The organism is Streptomyces sp. NPDC001530 (assembly GCF_042894545.1).
GTDB lineage: Bacteria > Actinomycetota > Actinomycetes > Streptomycetales > Streptomycetaceae > Streptomyces.
Genome location: NZ_JBIAVS010000014.1, coordinates 134,026 through 147,402, shown reverse-complemented (window position 1 = coordinate 147,402; position 13,377 = coordinate 134,026). Strand labels below are relative to the sequence as shown.

At 70.4% G+C, this 13,377-nt stretch carries 13 protein-coding genes and 1 pseudogene; 6 read left to right on the top strand and 8 right to left on the bottom strand.

The window, feature by feature from the left end; all coding sequences use genetic code 11:
- Positions 1-33: 33 nt before the first annotated feature.
- Both ACFY0T_RS28530 and ACFY0T_RS28525 read left to right on the top strand, forming a co-directional pair.
- Positions 34-2,280 carry a molybdopterin-dependent oxidoreductase gene (locus tag ACFY0T_RS28530; RefSeq protein WP_388876368.1) on the top strand — a complete coding sequence of 749 codons (2,247 nt, stop codon included), beginning with the start codon at positions 34-36 and terminating at the stop codon, positions 2,278-2,280.
- Positions 2,281-2,445: 165 nt separating this feature from the next.
- Positions 2,446-3,213: an ArsR/SmtB family transcription factor gene (locus ACFY0T_RS28525; RefSeq protein WP_388876818.1), complete on the top strand. Its 768-nt coding sequence runs from the start codon at positions 2,446-2,448 to the stop codon at positions 3,211-3,213.
- 226 nt (positions 3,214-3,439) lie between these two features.
- Here the strand turns inward: ACFY0T_RS28525 and ACFY0T_RS28520 are convergent, their stop codons facing one another.
- Both ACFY0T_RS28520 and ACFY0T_RS28515 read right to left on the bottom strand, forming a co-directional pair.
- On the bottom strand, positions 3,440-3,880 hold the full coding sequence (locus ACFY0T_RS28520; RefSeq protein ID WP_388876366.1) for an SPW repeat protein: 441 nt from the start codon (positions 3,878-3,880) through the stop codon (positions 3,440-3,442).
- A gap of 196 nt (positions 3,881-4,076) precedes the next feature.
- A complete protein-coding gene (locus tag ACFY0T_RS28515; protein WP_388876363.1) occupies positions 4,077-4,679 on the bottom strand; it encodes a TetR/AcrR family transcriptional regulator in 603 nt (200 codons plus the stop codon).
- A 128-nt stretch (positions 4,680-4,807) separates the two neighbouring features.
- On the opposite strand from ACFY0T_RS28515, the gene ACFY0T_RS28510 reads away from it, so the two are divergent.
- Positions 4,808-5,644, top strand: a complete 837-nt coding sequence (locus ACFY0T_RS28510; protein WP_388876360.1) for an MBL fold metallo-hydrolase — start codon at positions 4,808-4,810, stop codon at positions 5,642-5,644.
- A 128-nt stretch (positions 5,645-5,772) separates the two neighbouring features.
- Here the strand turns inward: ACFY0T_RS28510 and ACFY0T_RS28505 are convergent, their stop codons facing one another.
- A complete protein-coding gene (locus tag ACFY0T_RS28505) occupies positions 5,773-6,504 on the bottom strand; it encodes a DUF4142 domain-containing protein (protein WP_388876357.1) in 732 nt (243 codons plus the stop codon).
- Between the two features lie 217 nt (positions 6,505-6,721).
- Between ACFY0T_RS28505 and ACFY0T_RS28500 the strand changes: the two are divergent.
- Positions 6,722-6,948: pseudogene (locus ACFY0T_RS28500) on the top strand (alkanesulfonate monooxygenase); the annotation flags it as partial.
- Here ACFY0T_RS28500 and ACFY0T_RS28495 read toward each other — a convergent pair.
- Positions 6,945-8,006, bottom strand: coding sequence for an acyl-CoA dehydrogenase family protein (locus ACFY0T_RS28495; protein ID WP_388876354.1), 1,062 nt, complete (start codon positions 8,004-8,006; stop codon positions 6,945-6,947). The pseudogene ACFY0T_RS28500 and the gene ACFY0T_RS28495 overlap by 4 nt on opposite strands.
- A 172-nt stretch (positions 8,007-8,178) precedes the next feature.
- On the opposite strand from ACFY0T_RS28495, the gene ACFY0T_RS28490 reads away from it, so the two are divergent.
- Both ACFY0T_RS28490 and ACFY0T_RS28485 read left to right on the top strand, forming a co-directional pair.
- A complete protein-coding gene (locus ACFY0T_RS28490) occupies positions 8,179-8,532 on the top strand; it encodes a YciI family protein (protein WP_388876351.1) in 354 nt (117 codons plus the stop codon).
- Positions 8,532-9,731, top strand: coding sequence for an RNA polymerase sigma factor (locus ACFY0T_RS28485; protein WP_388876348.1), 1,200 nt, complete (start codon positions 8,532-8,534; stop codon positions 9,729-9,731). The genes ACFY0T_RS28490 and ACFY0T_RS28485 overlap by 1 nt, the downstream gene beginning before the upstream one ends.
- Before the next feature lies 1 nt (position 9,732).
- On the opposite strand, the gene urtE is transcribed toward ACFY0T_RS28485, so the two are convergent.
- The 4 genes from urtE to urtB are packed head-to-tail and all read right to left on the bottom strand — an operon-like array spanning position 9,733 to position 13,322.
- Positions 9,733-10,425, bottom strand: a complete 693-nt coding sequence (gene urtE / locus ACFY0T_RS28480; RefSeq protein WP_388876816.1) for an urea ABC transporter ATP-binding subunit UrtE — start codon at positions 10,423-10,425, stop codon at positions 9,733-9,735.
- 10 nt (positions 10,426-10,435) lie between these two features.
- Entirely contained in the window at positions 10,436-11,317 is an 882-nt protein-coding gene (urtD, locus tag ACFY0T_RS28475; RefSeq protein WP_388876346.1) for an urea ABC transporter ATP-binding protein UrtD, read from the bottom strand.
- Complete coding sequence (gene urtC / locus ACFY0T_RS28470) at positions 11,314-12,429, bottom strand: urea ABC transporter permease subunit UrtC (protein WP_388876343.1); 1,116 nt, start codon at positions 12,427-12,429, stop codon at positions 11,314-11,316. Before urtC ends, urtD begins: the two co-directional genes overlap by 4 nt.
- Entirely contained in the window at positions 12,426-13,322 is an 897-nt protein-coding gene (gene urtB / locus ACFY0T_RS28465; protein ID WP_388876339.1) for an urea ABC transporter permease subunit UrtB, read from the bottom strand. Before urtB ends, urtC begins: the two co-directional genes overlap by 4 nt.
- Positions 13,323-13,377: the final 55 nt, after the last annotated feature.

Genomic DNA, 13,377 nt, shown 5'->3' with positions numbered 1-13,377 from the left:
CTGGAACCCGCTGGGCGTGAGGAGCCGATGGGCGTGGCCGACACCGGACAAGAGACCTGGCAGACCTCCGCGTGCATCCTCTGCGAGTGCAACTGCGGCATCGAAGTACAGCTGGACGGACGGCGGTTGGCCCGTATCCGCGGCGACAAGCAGCACCCCGCCTCGGCCGGCTACACCTGCGAGAAGGCCCTGCGCCTCGACCACTACCAAAACGGCCGCCACCGGCTCACCTCCCCACTGCGCCGCCGCGCCGACGGGACGTACGAGGAGATCGACTGGGACACCGCGCTCTGCGAGATCGCCGAGCGACTGACGGCCCTGCGCGACGAGCACGGCGGCGAGAAGATCTTCTTCTACGGCGCCGGGGGCCAGGGCAATCACCTCGGCGGTCTGCACACCAAGGCGCTCCAAGCGGCCCTCGGCAGCCCCTACTTCTCCAACGCGCTCGCCCAGGAGAAGACCGGCGAGATGTGGGTCGACGCGAAGCTGTACGGCGGCCACACGAAAGGCGACTTCGAGCACGCCGAAGTCGTCGTCTTCCTCGGCAAGAACCCCTGGCAGTCGCACAGCTTCCCGCGGGCCCGGCCGACCCTGCGCGCCCTCGCCAAGGACCCCGACCGCTCGATGATCGTCCTCGACCCGCGGCGCAGCGAGACCGCCGCGCTCGCCGACTACCACCTCCAGGTACGCCCGGGCACGGACGTGTGGTGTCTGGCCGCCCTGCTCGCCGTCATCGTCCAAGAGGGCCTGTACGACGCCGAGTTCATCGAGGAGCACACCACGGGGACCGGTCCGGTGCTCGACGTGCTGGCCGACGTGCCGGTCACGGAGTACGCGGCCCGCTGCGGAGTGAACGAGGAACTGCTGCGGTCCGCGGCGCGCCGCATCGGGACCGCCGCGAGCGTCACGACGTACGAGGATCTGGGCGTGCAGCAGGCGCCGCACAGCACCCTGGTGTCGTATCTGAACAAGCTGCTGTGGATCCTGACCGGGAACTTCGGGCGGCCCGGCACGATGTTCCTGCACTCCGCCTTCGCCGCGCTCGCCGGCGGCAGTGGGAAGTCCGGCCGGGGGCGGCGCACCCCGGTCACCGGAGCGAAGATCATCTCGGGTCTGGTGCCGTGCAACTCCATCGCCGAGGAGATCCTCACCGATCATCCCGACCGGTTCCGGGCGATGTGGATCGAGAGCGCCAACCCGGCCCACTCGCTCGCCGATTCACGCGCCTTCGCCGAGGCGCTGGACGCGCTCGACCTGGTGGTCGTCGTCGATGTGGCGCTCACCGAGACCGCCCGCCGTGCGGACTACGTCCTGCCCGCGGCCAGCCAGTTCGAGAAGTGGGAGGCGACCTTCTTCAACACCGAGTTCCCGCACAACGCCTTCCAGCTCCGGCCGCCCGTCCTCGACCCGCTGCCCGGCACCCTTCCGGAACCCGAGATCTACGCCCGCCTGCTGCGCCGCCTGGGCGCCGCCGACGAGGAGCTCCTGACCGCCCTCACCAAGGCTGCCCACACCTCGCGCACCGCCTTCGGCCAGGCCTTCTTCGCCGCCCTCGGCGAGGACCCGACGCTGCTCGGCCTCGCCCCGTACCTCCTGTACGAGACGCTCGGCACCGCACTCCCGGAGGGGCACCGCGCCACGGCTCCGGTCTGGGGACTGGCCCAGCTGTGCGCGATGACGTACCCGGACGCCGTGCGCCGCGCCGGGTTCGCCGACGGGGACGCCCTCTTCGACGCGATCGTGGCGACGCCCTCCGGGGTCACCTTCACCGTCGACGACTGGGACGACGTATGGAACTACGTGCGCCGCCCCGACCGCCGCTTCACGGTGGAGGTCCCCGAACTGATCGAGGAACTGAGGGAGTTGGGCGACCCTGCAAATCCCCTCACGACAGACGAGTATCCGCTGGTCCTCTCGGCGGGCGAGCGCCGCTCCTTCACCGCCAACACCATCTACCGCGATCCGGCCTGGCGCCGCCGCGACGCCGAAGGCGCCCTGCGCGTCAGCCCGGCCGACGCCGACCGCCTCGGCCTGGCCACCGGCTCCACGGCCCGCCTGCACACCGAACGCGGCAGCGCCGACGTGGTCGTCGAGGTGACCGACATGATGCGCGAAGGGCACATCTCCCTGCCCAACGGCCTGGGAGTCGACCACCCCGACCACGGCAGGGTGGGCGTCGCCCCCAATGACCTCACCTCCCTCCACCACCGCGACTGGCTGGCCGGAACCCCCTGGCACAAGCACGTTCCGGCACGCCTGGAGGCGACGGGCTCGCTCTAGGCGGGCGGCAGACGACGTGGCGTGCGGTGAGGCTGGCCTCGCCGCGCCCGGTGTCCTGTGAATCCTGAGAAATCGGCGCCGGCCCCTGCCTTCACTCCCTCCGAGCTTGACATGCAAGTAATTGCCTGCATAACGTTGAGTGTGCGATCAGAGAGTGACTCCGCCATGGACCAGGTCTTCAAGGCGCTGGCTGACGGGACCCGACGGCAGCTTCTCGACCGGCTGCACGAGCACAGCGGTCAGACGCTGGGGGAGCTGTGCGAGCGCATCGACATGACACGTCAGTCGGTGACGCAGCACTTGGCCTTGCTGGAGGCCGCCAATCTCGTCAGCACGGTGCGGCGGGGGCGGGAGAAGCTGCACTACCTCAATCCCGTGCCACTCCACGAGGTCCAGGAACGGTGGATCGACAAGTTCGAGCGCCCACGCCTGCGCGCGCTGAGCGCCGTGAAGCAACGAGCCGAGGAAACCATGACCGACAAGCCGAACTTCGTCTACGTCATCTACATCCAGAGCACGCCCGAGAAGGTCTGGGACGCGCTCACCGACGCCGACCTGACCGCCGCGTACTGGGGCCACGGCAATGTCTCGGACTGGCAGCCGGGCTCCCGTTGGGAACACCGGCGCACGGACGGCTCGGGCATCGCCGACGTGGTCGGTACCGTCGTGGAGAGCGAGCGGCCGACCCGCCTCGTCACCACGTGGGCCTCGCCCGAGGACGAGGGGCAGGAGGACAAGTACTCCCGCGTCACTTACGACATCCAGCCGCACGCCGACATCGTCCGGCTGACGGTGACACACGAGGACCTGGCCGACGAGGGCGCGCTGAGCGACGTCAGCTCCGGCTGGCCGGCGGTGCTGTCCAACCTGAAGTCCGTGCTCGAGACCGGCAGTCCGCTGCCGCAGGAGCCGTGGCTGGTGCCGGGCCGCTGAACCGGCGGGGATGAGCCGTTGGGTCGGCGGAGATGAGCCGTTGGGCCGGCGGGGATGAGTCCCTGAATCGGCCTCGATGAGCCGCTGAGAAAGCCGCGATGGGCAGCGGGGCCGGCCGGCATCAAGGAGCCGGCCCGCGCTCGGCGGGCCGGCCTGCGGATTCCCTCCGCTTCTTCCTTCCCCTTCTCCCTTCCGCGTTCCTCCGCTTCGTTCTGTGCTGCCGGGGCTACGCCCGGGAAGTGACCCTCGCCGCCGTGAGCGCGCACAAGGCCCCCAGCACAACGGCCAGTGCGCCCATGATGATGTTGTTGATCACGACTCCGGCGTCCGGGCTGGTGCCGACGATCCACGGTGCGATGATCAGCCATGTGCCCATCGCGCAGATGGCCCAGCTCAGGCCGTACATCCTCTCCGGCGTGACGGTGAATCCGAGGGCCAGCAGGCCGATCGCGATACCCATGATCAGGTTGTGCGTCGCCAGGGCGGGCTGGCTTGTCGTGTAGTGGAGTATCCACGGGGACACGGCGCAGTACAGACCGAGCAGGAACACCGGCCCGTCCACGAGCGCCACATCGCGACCACCGAGCATGCGGTCATACCGAGCCCGCATTTCGGATACATCAGGGTGGCTGGTGATGTCACCCCTGGGGTGCGAGACGTCAGCCATGACTCGTCTCCTTCGAGCTCTTTCGATCTCTGCGGCCCGACCGCGACAGGTGCGGTATACGGTGAGCGCCGCGTACATCCATTCTGCGCTTATTTCTTCTTTATGTGTAGAGCCGGCGGGGTCGTGGAGGCGTGAGTGACGGGCTCCGCCGCTCCATGGGGCCGATGAGACAGCCTCGCGAGGCGACAAGGTCGCCTCATGGAGCGATGAGCAGGCGGGCGATGGCGCGCCGGGCCCGCGTGGGCGCCTGCGGATCGCGGTGCAGCTGGATGGACTGATTGGCCGCCAGGGCTACGCCGTTGAGCTCGAAGACGAGCTGATCCACGTCGGTGCGCTCGGGGAGTTCGCGGTTCTCGACCGCGGTCTTCAGCTCCGACGCCACGTACGCCGACCATGCGGCGAGCGCCTCCAGTACCGCGTCGCGGACCGGGCCGGGGCGGCCGTCGAACTCGCTCGCCACCGAGGTGAGGAAGCAGCCCCCGTGGCCCTCTTTCTCGGACATGTAGTCGATCCACTCGTCGAAGGCGCGCGCCAGCCGCTCGCTACCGGGCCTGGCGCCCAGCGCGCGGGCCGGCACCCGCAGCCGGAACCGCCCGACCGCCGCGTCCAGAACGGCGAGTTGCAGTGCTTCCTTGCTCCCGAAGTGGCCGATCACGCCAGCCTTGCTCATCGCCAGATCGGTCGCGAGACGGCCGATGGTGAGGCCTTCGAGGCCCTCGGCGGAGGCCAGCGCGAGGGCGCTCTCGATGATCCGGTCGCGGGTGGCGGCGGTTTCGGCAACGGACTTGCGCGGGCTCATGACACCACTTTAACCTCACGACCGTTCGCCATTAGCTAACGATCGTTCGTTACCTAAAGGCGGGCTTCAGTGCGATGCCGTGCCGGTGCCAGGGCGGCGGCATCCAAGGGCGCGCGAAGGGACTCATCGTGAAGATCCACCACCTGAACTGCGGTTCCCTGCGGACGATCGACACCGAGGAGGGGAGCCTGCCCGCGGTCTGTCACTGCCTGCTCGTCGAGACCGACCGCGACGGACTCGTCCTGGTCGAGAGCGGCATCGGTACGGCCGATGTGGCGCGGCCGGAGGAGAGCCTCGGCGCGGAGTTCCTCGGCCGGGCCCAGCCCGTCCTCGACCTGGGGGAGACCGCGCTGCACCAGGTCACCCGACTCGGATTCCGGCCCGAGGACGTCCGGCACATCGTGCTCAGCCATCTCGACCTCGACCATGCGGGAGGCCTGGCCGACTTCCCCTGGGCCAAGGTGCATCTGAGCGAGGCGGAGCACCGCGCGGCGATGGCGGCACCCGGCGCCCACCCTGAGGACCGTCTGCGCTACCGTCCGGCCCAGTGGGCGCACCGGCCGCACTGGGTCACGTACGCGCAGCCACAGGGCGACCCCTGGTTCGGGTTCGACGCGGTCCGCCCGCTGGAGGGCCTGGACGCGGAGATCCTGCTCGTCCCGCTCGGCGGCCACACCCGCGGGCACAGCGCCATAGCCGTCGAGGACAGCGGCCGCCGGCTCCTGCACTGCGGCGACGCCTACTACTTCCACCGCGAAATCGACCCCGACCACCCCCAGGGCCACCCCGGCATGGACATCCTCCAGCAACTCACCGAGGTGGACCGGCCGCTGCGGCTCGGCAACCATGCCCGGCTGCGCGAACTGGTACGTCTGCACGGCGACGAGGTCGACGTCTTCAGCGCGCACGACCCGTGGGAACTGGCGCGGTACACCGCTGGAGCCGGGGGTGGGCAAGCCGAGTGAGGGCAAGCCGCCGGCGCGCGGGGTGCGACGGCGGCGGCTCAGTCGATGTGTCGGCGGCCGCTCGCTCGATGTGCGGGCGGCCGCTCACCGAGGCGCTGTGGCTGCTCACTCGAAGGGCCGGTGGCTGCTCACCCCACCGTTGGTGTGGGTGTCGCGGACGGCGAGGAACCGTCCGCGGGCGGAGTGAGCACCACGGTCGGCTCGCCCGGCTGGGGCGGCGGAGGCGTGAGGTCGTGAGCGGGAAGCTTCGGGTTGGAGGTCTCCTGGAACAGCACCTGATCGAAGTTGACCAGCCCGGTCTTCTCCATCACCGTGATGTGGTCCAGCACCGTGTCGTTGGCCTGGTCGGCGAGTTGACGTACCAGCGTGTTCTCGGTCGTGGCCCGGATCTTCGCGATGACCGGGAAGATCTGCCCGTGGGTCACTCGCAGGATGTTGGCGAGGTCGCTGTCGAACTGCTTGCCGCTGTCCCCGCTCAACGTCGCCACGAAACCCTGCTGTTGCGGAGACGGCTTGTTGGGCAGTGTGATGCCGAGTTGAGTGGCGACCTTGCGGCAGGTGGCATCCAGCGCCGCATGCCCCTTGACGAGGTGTTGACCGGCGGTCCTGACCGCCGGGGTGGTGCCCTTCTGCAGGGCCAATTGCCCGGAGGGGAATTCCCACAGCCCGGCCGCCCGCACCTTGACGACGAAGTCGCGGTCGGCCTCGGTCAGCGGGCCCGACGCGGTGGTGGCGATCACGCGGCTCGGGGAGCTGGACGTGTTCTGCAATCCGAGCACGGCGGGGTAGGCGAGCGCGGCGAGGGTCATGGTCAACGCACCGGCCACGAAGAGGGTTCCCATGTTCCGTGCAATGCGCATTGAGCCTCCTGGGCGGGGCGGCAGCCCAGAGCCGGACGCTCTGTTGAGCCGCGTGGTGGATCCGGTGCGGGTGGATCCGGTACGGGTGGTTCGGACGCCCACGAGTACGGCCGTACGCGCGAGCGAAATCTTTACTCCGGGTAAAATCCGCCCGCCGTCCGCCGTCCGCCGTCCGCCGCCCGCCGATGGGACCCTCGCCTCTCCACTCCGATCGAGCGGGGGCACCCCCACCGGGCTGGAGATCCACCCCAATCTCTGGGCCGGGATCGGCCTGGTCCGTGGCTGCGCGGGCACGGCCCTCGTCGGCAGCCACGACGAGGGCACCTGGAGGAGGCCTACTGGTTCGGCGAGGGCGCGTTGCCACGACTGGCCGCTCAGGGCCTGTGGCAGCACCCGTTCGCCCAGCCCGCCGCCCCCGCGGCGCAGGTGCCTTTCGCGAGCTAGCCAGCGACCGACAGTGATCCGAGGTGCGCCCCGCGCACCTCGGCCGTCTGCCCCTGCACCAGCAGGAACATCCCTTCCCGCGCCAGCCGTTGGGCCGGACTGCCCAGGTCCATGGCTCGGCCGCCCCCGGCCACGACCGCCGCGGTCGTGGCCGCGCGCATCACGTCGTACGCTCGCATCTTGGCCGCCAGCCGCTCCTCGATCCGCTCGGTCGGCACCGGGTGATCGGCCAGCTCGTACGCCCGCCGCCGCACCTCATCGAGGCGGGCGCGCAGCGCACGCGCGGTCTCCTTCGCGGCAGGATCGCCGTCCGGCGAGTCCAGCAGGTCGACCGCCGCCGCGGTGATGCCGAAGACGGCCGGTGAGGCGTTGGTGTTCTTCGGGCGATCGGTGGCCGCCCAGGTCTCGTACGGGGTGCGCAGGGCCACCGCGTCGTCGGGCAGCCACAGGCCGTCCAGCTCCAGCGAGACCGTCCGCGCAGCGGTGAGCGCGGCGAGCCGCATCGGAGGGGAGGGGCGCAGGCCGGGCTGCTCGCGCGCCTCGGTGAACGCGAACAGTGCCTCGTCCGCGTCCGTCACCCCCGCGAGCAGCATCACGTCGTTGAGCCCCCAGCCCGTGTACCAGGGCACCGTCCCCTCGAAGCGCCAGCCGCCGCGCTCCCGGGTGACACGGACCGGGACACGGGGATGGGCCCGCAGTTGGGCGTACGCGACCCCGGACAGCAGCTCCCCCTGCGCGAGCGGGCCCAACAGCCGTTCCCTCACCGGGAGTTCACTCTTGGCCAGGGTCATCACCGGTGTGTGGTGCTGGGTCTGCACGAACCACGTCGAGCAGCACGCCCCGGCCAGGATCTCGGCGATCTCCCGGGCCACCGCCGCGGGCGCCGCCGATCCTCCGTACTCCACGGGCGCGTTCACCCCGAGGAGCCCCGACCGCTTGACCGCCTCGATGCTGCTCGCCGGCACGCCCTCCTGGTCCACGCGCTCCGCCTGGGGCGCCAGCACCTCGGACGCCAGCCGCTCGGCCCGGGTGACGAGCGGGTGCGGTGGGGTGGTCATCGAAAAGATCTCCCGCTGTCGTCGTGGTGTGTGTCGATCCGGCGGTCTCCCGTTCGTGTAGTCAGTGAGAGACCACCCAGTAGTCAGTGAAGACCACCCTGTAGTCAGTGAAGACCACCCTGTAGTCGGTGAAAGACCACCCAGAGCGAGAGTCCCCCAGAGAGGACACATCATGAAGTACTACCTCTTGAGCGTGATGCAGCCGCAGGGCGACCCGCCCCCGCCCGAGGTCCTGGAAGAGATCATGCACAACCTCGACGTCTTCCACGCGGAGCTGCGCGAGGCCGGTGCCTGGGTGTTCGCCGGGGGACTGCACGGGCCGGAGACGGCCACCGTGCTGCGGGCCAAGGGCGGGGACGTCCTGGTCACCGACGGCCCGTACACCGAGAGCAAGGAGTATCTGGGCGGGATCTGCCTCATCAAGGCCCCCGACCTCGACGCGGCGCTCGACTGGGGCCGCAAGGCGACCCTGGCGACGACCCTCCCCATCGAGGTGCGGCCGTTCATGCACGAAGCCGAGGACTGATGGCCGCCACCGCCGCGGAGATCGAGGCCGTCTTCCGTGCCGAATACGGCCGCGCGGTCGCCGTCCTCATCCGCTTCCTCGGCGATATCGACCTGGCCGAGGAAGCGGTGCAGGACGCGTTCACCACGGCGGTGCAGAAGTGGGCCGAGACGGGCATACCGCCGAGCCCGGCCGGATGGATCATCACCACCGCCCGCAACCGGGCCATCGACCGGCTGCGCCGCGAGTCCACGCGAGCGGCCCGGCACGCCGAGGCGGCCCAGCTGTACGCACCGGACGAACCGCCCGAGGAGGGCCCCGTGCGCGACGACCGGCTCCGCCTGATCTTCACCTGCTGCCACCCCGCGCTTGCCACCCAGGCCCAGGTCGCCCTCACCCTGCGCCTCCTCGGCGGCCTGACCACCCCGCAGATCGCCCGCGCCTTCCTCGTGCCCGAGCCCACCATGGCCCAGCGCCTGGTCAGGGCCAAGGCCAAGATCCGCGACGCCCGCATCCCCTACCGCATCCCGCGCGACGCCGACCTCCCGGACCGCGTCAGGGGAGTGCTGGCGGTCGTCTACCTCATCTTCAACGAGGGATACGGCGGCCGCGCGGACCTCTGCGCCGAGGCCCTGCGCCTCGGCCGCCTGCTGGCCGACCTCATGCCCGACGAGCCCGAGGCCCTCGGCCTGCTCGCGCTGATGCTCCTCATCGAGGCCCGCCGGCCCGCCCGCACGACACCCGACGGCGACTTGGTCCTCCTCGCCGACCAGGACCGTTCTCTGTGGGACCGCGCCCTGATCGCCGAGGGCCAGTCCCTCGTACGCCGCTGCCTGCGCCTGAACCGGCCGGGCCCGTACCAGATCCAGGCCGCGATCAACGCCGTACACAGCGACGCCCCAACCGCGTCCGCCACGGACTGGTGCCAGATCCTCCAGCTGTACGACCAGCTCATGGCGCTCGCGCCGAGCCCGGTCGTCGCCCTCAACCGGGCCGTCGCGGTGGCCGAGGTCGAAGGGCCGGAGCCGGCCCTCGCCCTCGTGGACGCGCTCGACCTCGACGGCTACCACGCCTTCCACGCCGTACGCGCGGATCTGCTGCGCCGTCTCGACCGCCGCACCGAGGCCGTGCAGGCGTACGAGGCGGCCATCGCGCTCACCGAGAGCGCGGCGGAGCGCGCCTACCTCGAACGGACCCGGGCCGCGCTCGTACGCGACTGAGTCACACGCTGAGCGCCTCCCGTACCGTCCGCTCGGCGCCCTGCCCGCCCTCTCCGGAGGAGGTGACCCGGCCCGCCTCCAGGACGTAGTACCGCTGCGATGCCCGCATCGCGAAGCCGACGTGCTGCTCGACCAGGAGCACGGAGAGCCCGCCGCGGCCGGCGAGCGCCAGGATCGTCTCCTCGATCTCGGCCACCACCGAGGGCTGGATGCCCTCGGTGGGCTCGTCGAGGAGGAGGATCCGAGGATCCGTCACCAAGGCGCGGGCGACGGCGAGTTGCTGACGCTGGCCGCCGGAGAGCAGACCCGCGCGGCGGCCCGACAGCGCGCGCAGCGCGGGGAACAGGTCCAGCGCCTCGGCGATCGCCTCCTTGCCGCGCCGCCGCCCGTCCGCGACCAGTTGGAGGTTCTCGGCGGTGGTGAGGTGCGGGAAGGCCTGCTGGCCCTGCGGCACGTAGGCCATGCCGCGCGCCACCCGCTCGTGGGGCTTGCGGCGGGTGATGTCCTCGCCGTCGAGGCGGACGGCGCCGCTCTGCGGGGTGAGCAGTCCGACGGCCGCCCGCAGCAGGGTGCTCTTCCCGGCGCCGTTGTGCCCGAGCACTGCCGCGACGCCGTCCCTCGGCACCTCGACCGAGACTCCGTGCAGGACGGTGCTGCGGTGGTAGCCGACCCGGACGTCCTGGATCTCCAGCATCATGACTGCCTCACGCCTCCTGCACGGCCGCCGGGGCCGCGGTGTCGTGTACGTCCTCGGAGGCCGCCGTATCGCGTGCGTTCTCGGAGGCCGCCGTATCGCGTGCGTTCTCGGAGGCCGAGGTCTCGCCTATGTCCTCGGAGGCCCTGTGCCCGAGGTACACCTCCTGCACCTTCGGATCCGCCTGCACCTCGGCCACCGTCCCCTCGCTCAGCACCTTGCCCGCGTGCAGCACGCTGACGCTGCGCGCGAACGAGCGCATGAAGTCCATGTCGTGCTCGATGACGACCACCGTCCGCTCCTGGCTGATGAGCTCCAACAGCTCGCCGGTGGCCTGCCGTTCGTCGTGGCTCATGCCCGCGACCGGCTCGTCGAGCAGCAGCAGCCGTACGTCCTGCACCAGCAGCATGCCGATCTCCAGCCACTGCTTCTGGCCGTGCGCGAGCGTCCCGGCCGGGCTGTCGGCGAGGTCCGTGAGCCCCACCGTCTCCAGGGCGCGCGCGACGGACTCCGGCACGCCCTTGCGGCGGCGCAGCATCGTCAGCGCGCCCCGGCCCGCGCCCGCCGCGATGTCCAGATTCTGAAGGACCGTCAACTCCTCGAATACGGTGGCCGTCTGGAAGGTCCGGCCGATCCCGGAGCGGGCGATCCGGTGCACACTGCGGCCGAGAATGTCCTCGCCCCCGAAGCGCACCGATCCCTCCGCCTTCACCAGACCGGTGACCGCGTCCACCAGGGTCGTCTTGCCCGCGCCGTTCGGCCCGATGAGGAACCGCAGATCGCCCGGCCGGACGTCGAGGTCCACCCCGTCGACGGCCGTGAAACCGTCGAAGGACACCCGCAGTTGCCGTATCTCAAGACCCGAAAGCTCGGTACCCGAAAGCTCAGTCATGCCGCGTCTCCAGCGAGTGCTCGGTTCGACCTGCGCCGCCGTACGATCCCCACCAGCGAGGCGAGACCGCCCGGCAGGAACGCCAGGGCCACGATGAACAGCAGCCCCTGGAAGTACGTCCAGGCCGCGGGGAACTCCTCCGACAGCGCCGTCTTGGTCCAGGCGACGCCGATCGCGCCGAGCACCGCGCCCACCAGGCTCGCCCGGCCGCCGACCGCGGCGCCGATGACGAGCTCGATGGACGGCACGATGCCGATCAGGGCGGGGGAGATGATGCCGACCGCGGGCACGAACAGCGCGCCCGCGAGCCCGGCCATGCCCGCCGCCACGACGTACGCGACAAGCTTCACGTTCGCCGGGTTGTACCCGAGGAAACGCACCCGCTCCTCCGAGTCCCGTACGGCGACGAGGAGTTCGCCGTACCGGCTGTGGATGAGCTGACGGGCCAGGGCGATCAGCAGGAGCAGGACCGCGGCGATGATGAAGTACACCATCCGCTGGTTGACCGGGTCGTCGAGGTCGTAGCCGAAGAAGCCCTGGATATCGGTGAGTCCGTTGGTGCCGCCGGTCGTGGCCTGCTGGCCGATCAGCCAGATCGCGAAGGCCGCGGCGAGCGCCTGGCTGAGGATCGCGAAGTACGCCCCCCTGACCCGGCGCCGGAAGATGAACGACCCTAGGATCGCCGCGACGGCCATCGGCAGCAGTACGGTCGCCGCCAGCGCGAAGACCGGGTTCGCGAACGGCCGCCACCACCACGGCAGTTCGGTCGCCGTGCCGTACAGCTGCATGAAGTCGGGCAGGTTGCCGGGCCCGGCGTCCGCGATCTTCAGGTGCATCGCCATGGCGTAACCGCCGAGCCCGAAGAACACGCCCTGCCCGAGCGTCAGCAGTCCGCCGCGGCCCCAGGCCAGACAGATGCCGACCGCGACCATGGCCGTGCACAGGTACTTGGCGAGCAGCCCGAGCCGGAAGTCGGAGAGCGCGAGCGGGGCGACGGCGAAGAGCACCAGGGCGGCGGCGACGAAGCCGGCGGCCGGACGCACGGCGGTGAACCGGCCCTGGAAGCCGGTGAGTTGCCTCGACTTGGCGGCGTCAGGAGTGGTGGTGGTCATACGAGGCTCCTGGTACGCAGCGTGTACAGCCCCTGGGGCCGCCACTGGAGGAACGCGACGATGGCCACGAGGACCAGCACCTTCGCGACGCTGACGGTGGTGGAGTACTCCAGGACGGACTGCAGCACGCCCAGCACGAAGGCGACGATCACGCTGCCCTTGAGCTGTCCGATGCCGCCGACCACGATCACCAGGAAGGCGTCGATGATGACGTTGGTGCCCATCGTGGGCCCGATCGGACCGACCAGCGTCAGCGCGACCCCGGCGACTCCGGCGAGCCCGGAGCCGATGAAGAAAGCGGTGCGGTCGACCCGGCCGGTGGAAATGCCGGACACCTCGGCCAAGTCCCGGTTCTGCACGACGGCGCGGATGCGCCGCCCGAGCGGTGTCAGCCGCAGCGTGAGCGACAGCGCCACGACCGCCGCGATCGCCAGCCCCAGGATGAACAGACGGCTGTTGGCGAACGTGAGCGGGTCGTCGCCGCCGATGACGGTGATGTTCCCGGTGAGCACATCGGGCGCGCGGGTCTGCACATTCGGCGCGCCGAAGATGTCACGGGCGAGCTGCTGGAGCATCAGTGAGACGCCCCACGTGACGAGAAGGGTGTCGAGGGGACGGAGGTAAAGGCGGCGAATCAGCAGCCATTCCAGCAGCGCGCCGAGAGCACCCGACACGAGAAAAGCGACGGGCAGCGCGACGAGCAGTGAAATTCCTGCGCTGGAAATGGACTTCTGAAGTACGTATGTGGTGTAGGCGCCGGCCATGATGAACTCACCGTGGGCCATGTTGATGACATTCATCTGGCCGAAGGTGAGCGACAGGCCGAGCGCGATGAGCAGCAGAACGGCACCGATACTGACACCGGTGAACATCTGCCCGAGGATCACGGTCATGCGGCGGCTCCGGGGAGGCGGGACGCGGGGGCCCGCTTCACGAAGGCCCCCGCGC

Coding starts and splice junctions, on each gene's coding strand:
- ACFY0T_RS28525 (WP_388876818.1), top strand. CDS start 2,446: ATGGACCAGGTCTTCAAGGCGCTGGCTGACGGGACCCGACGGCAGCTT.
- ACFY0T_RS28520 (WP_388876366.1), bottom strand. CDS start 3,880: ATGGCTGACGTCTCGCACCCCAGGGGTGACATCACCAGCCACCCTGAT.
- ACFY0T_RS28515 (WP_388876363.1), bottom strand. CDS start 4,679: ATGAGCCCGCGCAAGTCCGTTGCCGAAACCGCCGCCACCCGCGACCGG.
- ACFY0T_RS28505 (WP_388876357.1), bottom strand. CDS start 6,504: ATGCGCATTGCACGGAACATGGGAACCCTCTTCGTGGCCGGTGCGTTG.
- ACFY0T_RS28495 (WP_388876354.1), bottom strand. CDS start 8,006: ATGACCACCCCACCGCACCCGCTCGTCACCCGGGCCGAGCGGCTGGCG.
- ACFY0T_RS28490 (WP_388876351.1), top strand. CDS start 8,179: ATGAAGTACTACCTCTTGAGCGTGATGCAGCCGCAGGGCGACCCGCCC.
- ACFY0T_RS28485 (WP_388876348.1), top strand. CDS start 8,532: ATGGCCGCCACCGCCGCGGAGATCGAGGCCGTCTTCCGTGCCGAATAC.
- urtE (WP_388876816.1), bottom strand. CDS start 10,425: ATGCTGGAGATCCAGGACGTCCGGGTCGGCTACCACCGCAGCACCGTC.
- urtD (WP_388876346.1), bottom strand. CDS start 11,317: ATGACTGAGCTTTCGGGTACCGAGCTTTCGGGTCTTGAGATACGGCAA.
- urtC (WP_388876343.1), bottom strand. CDS start 12,429: ATGACCACCACCACTCCTGACGCCGCCAAGTCGAGGCAACTCACCGGC.
- urtB (WP_388876339.1), bottom strand. CDS start 13,322: ATGACCGTGATCCTCGGGCAGATGTTCACCGGTGTCAGTATCGGTGCC.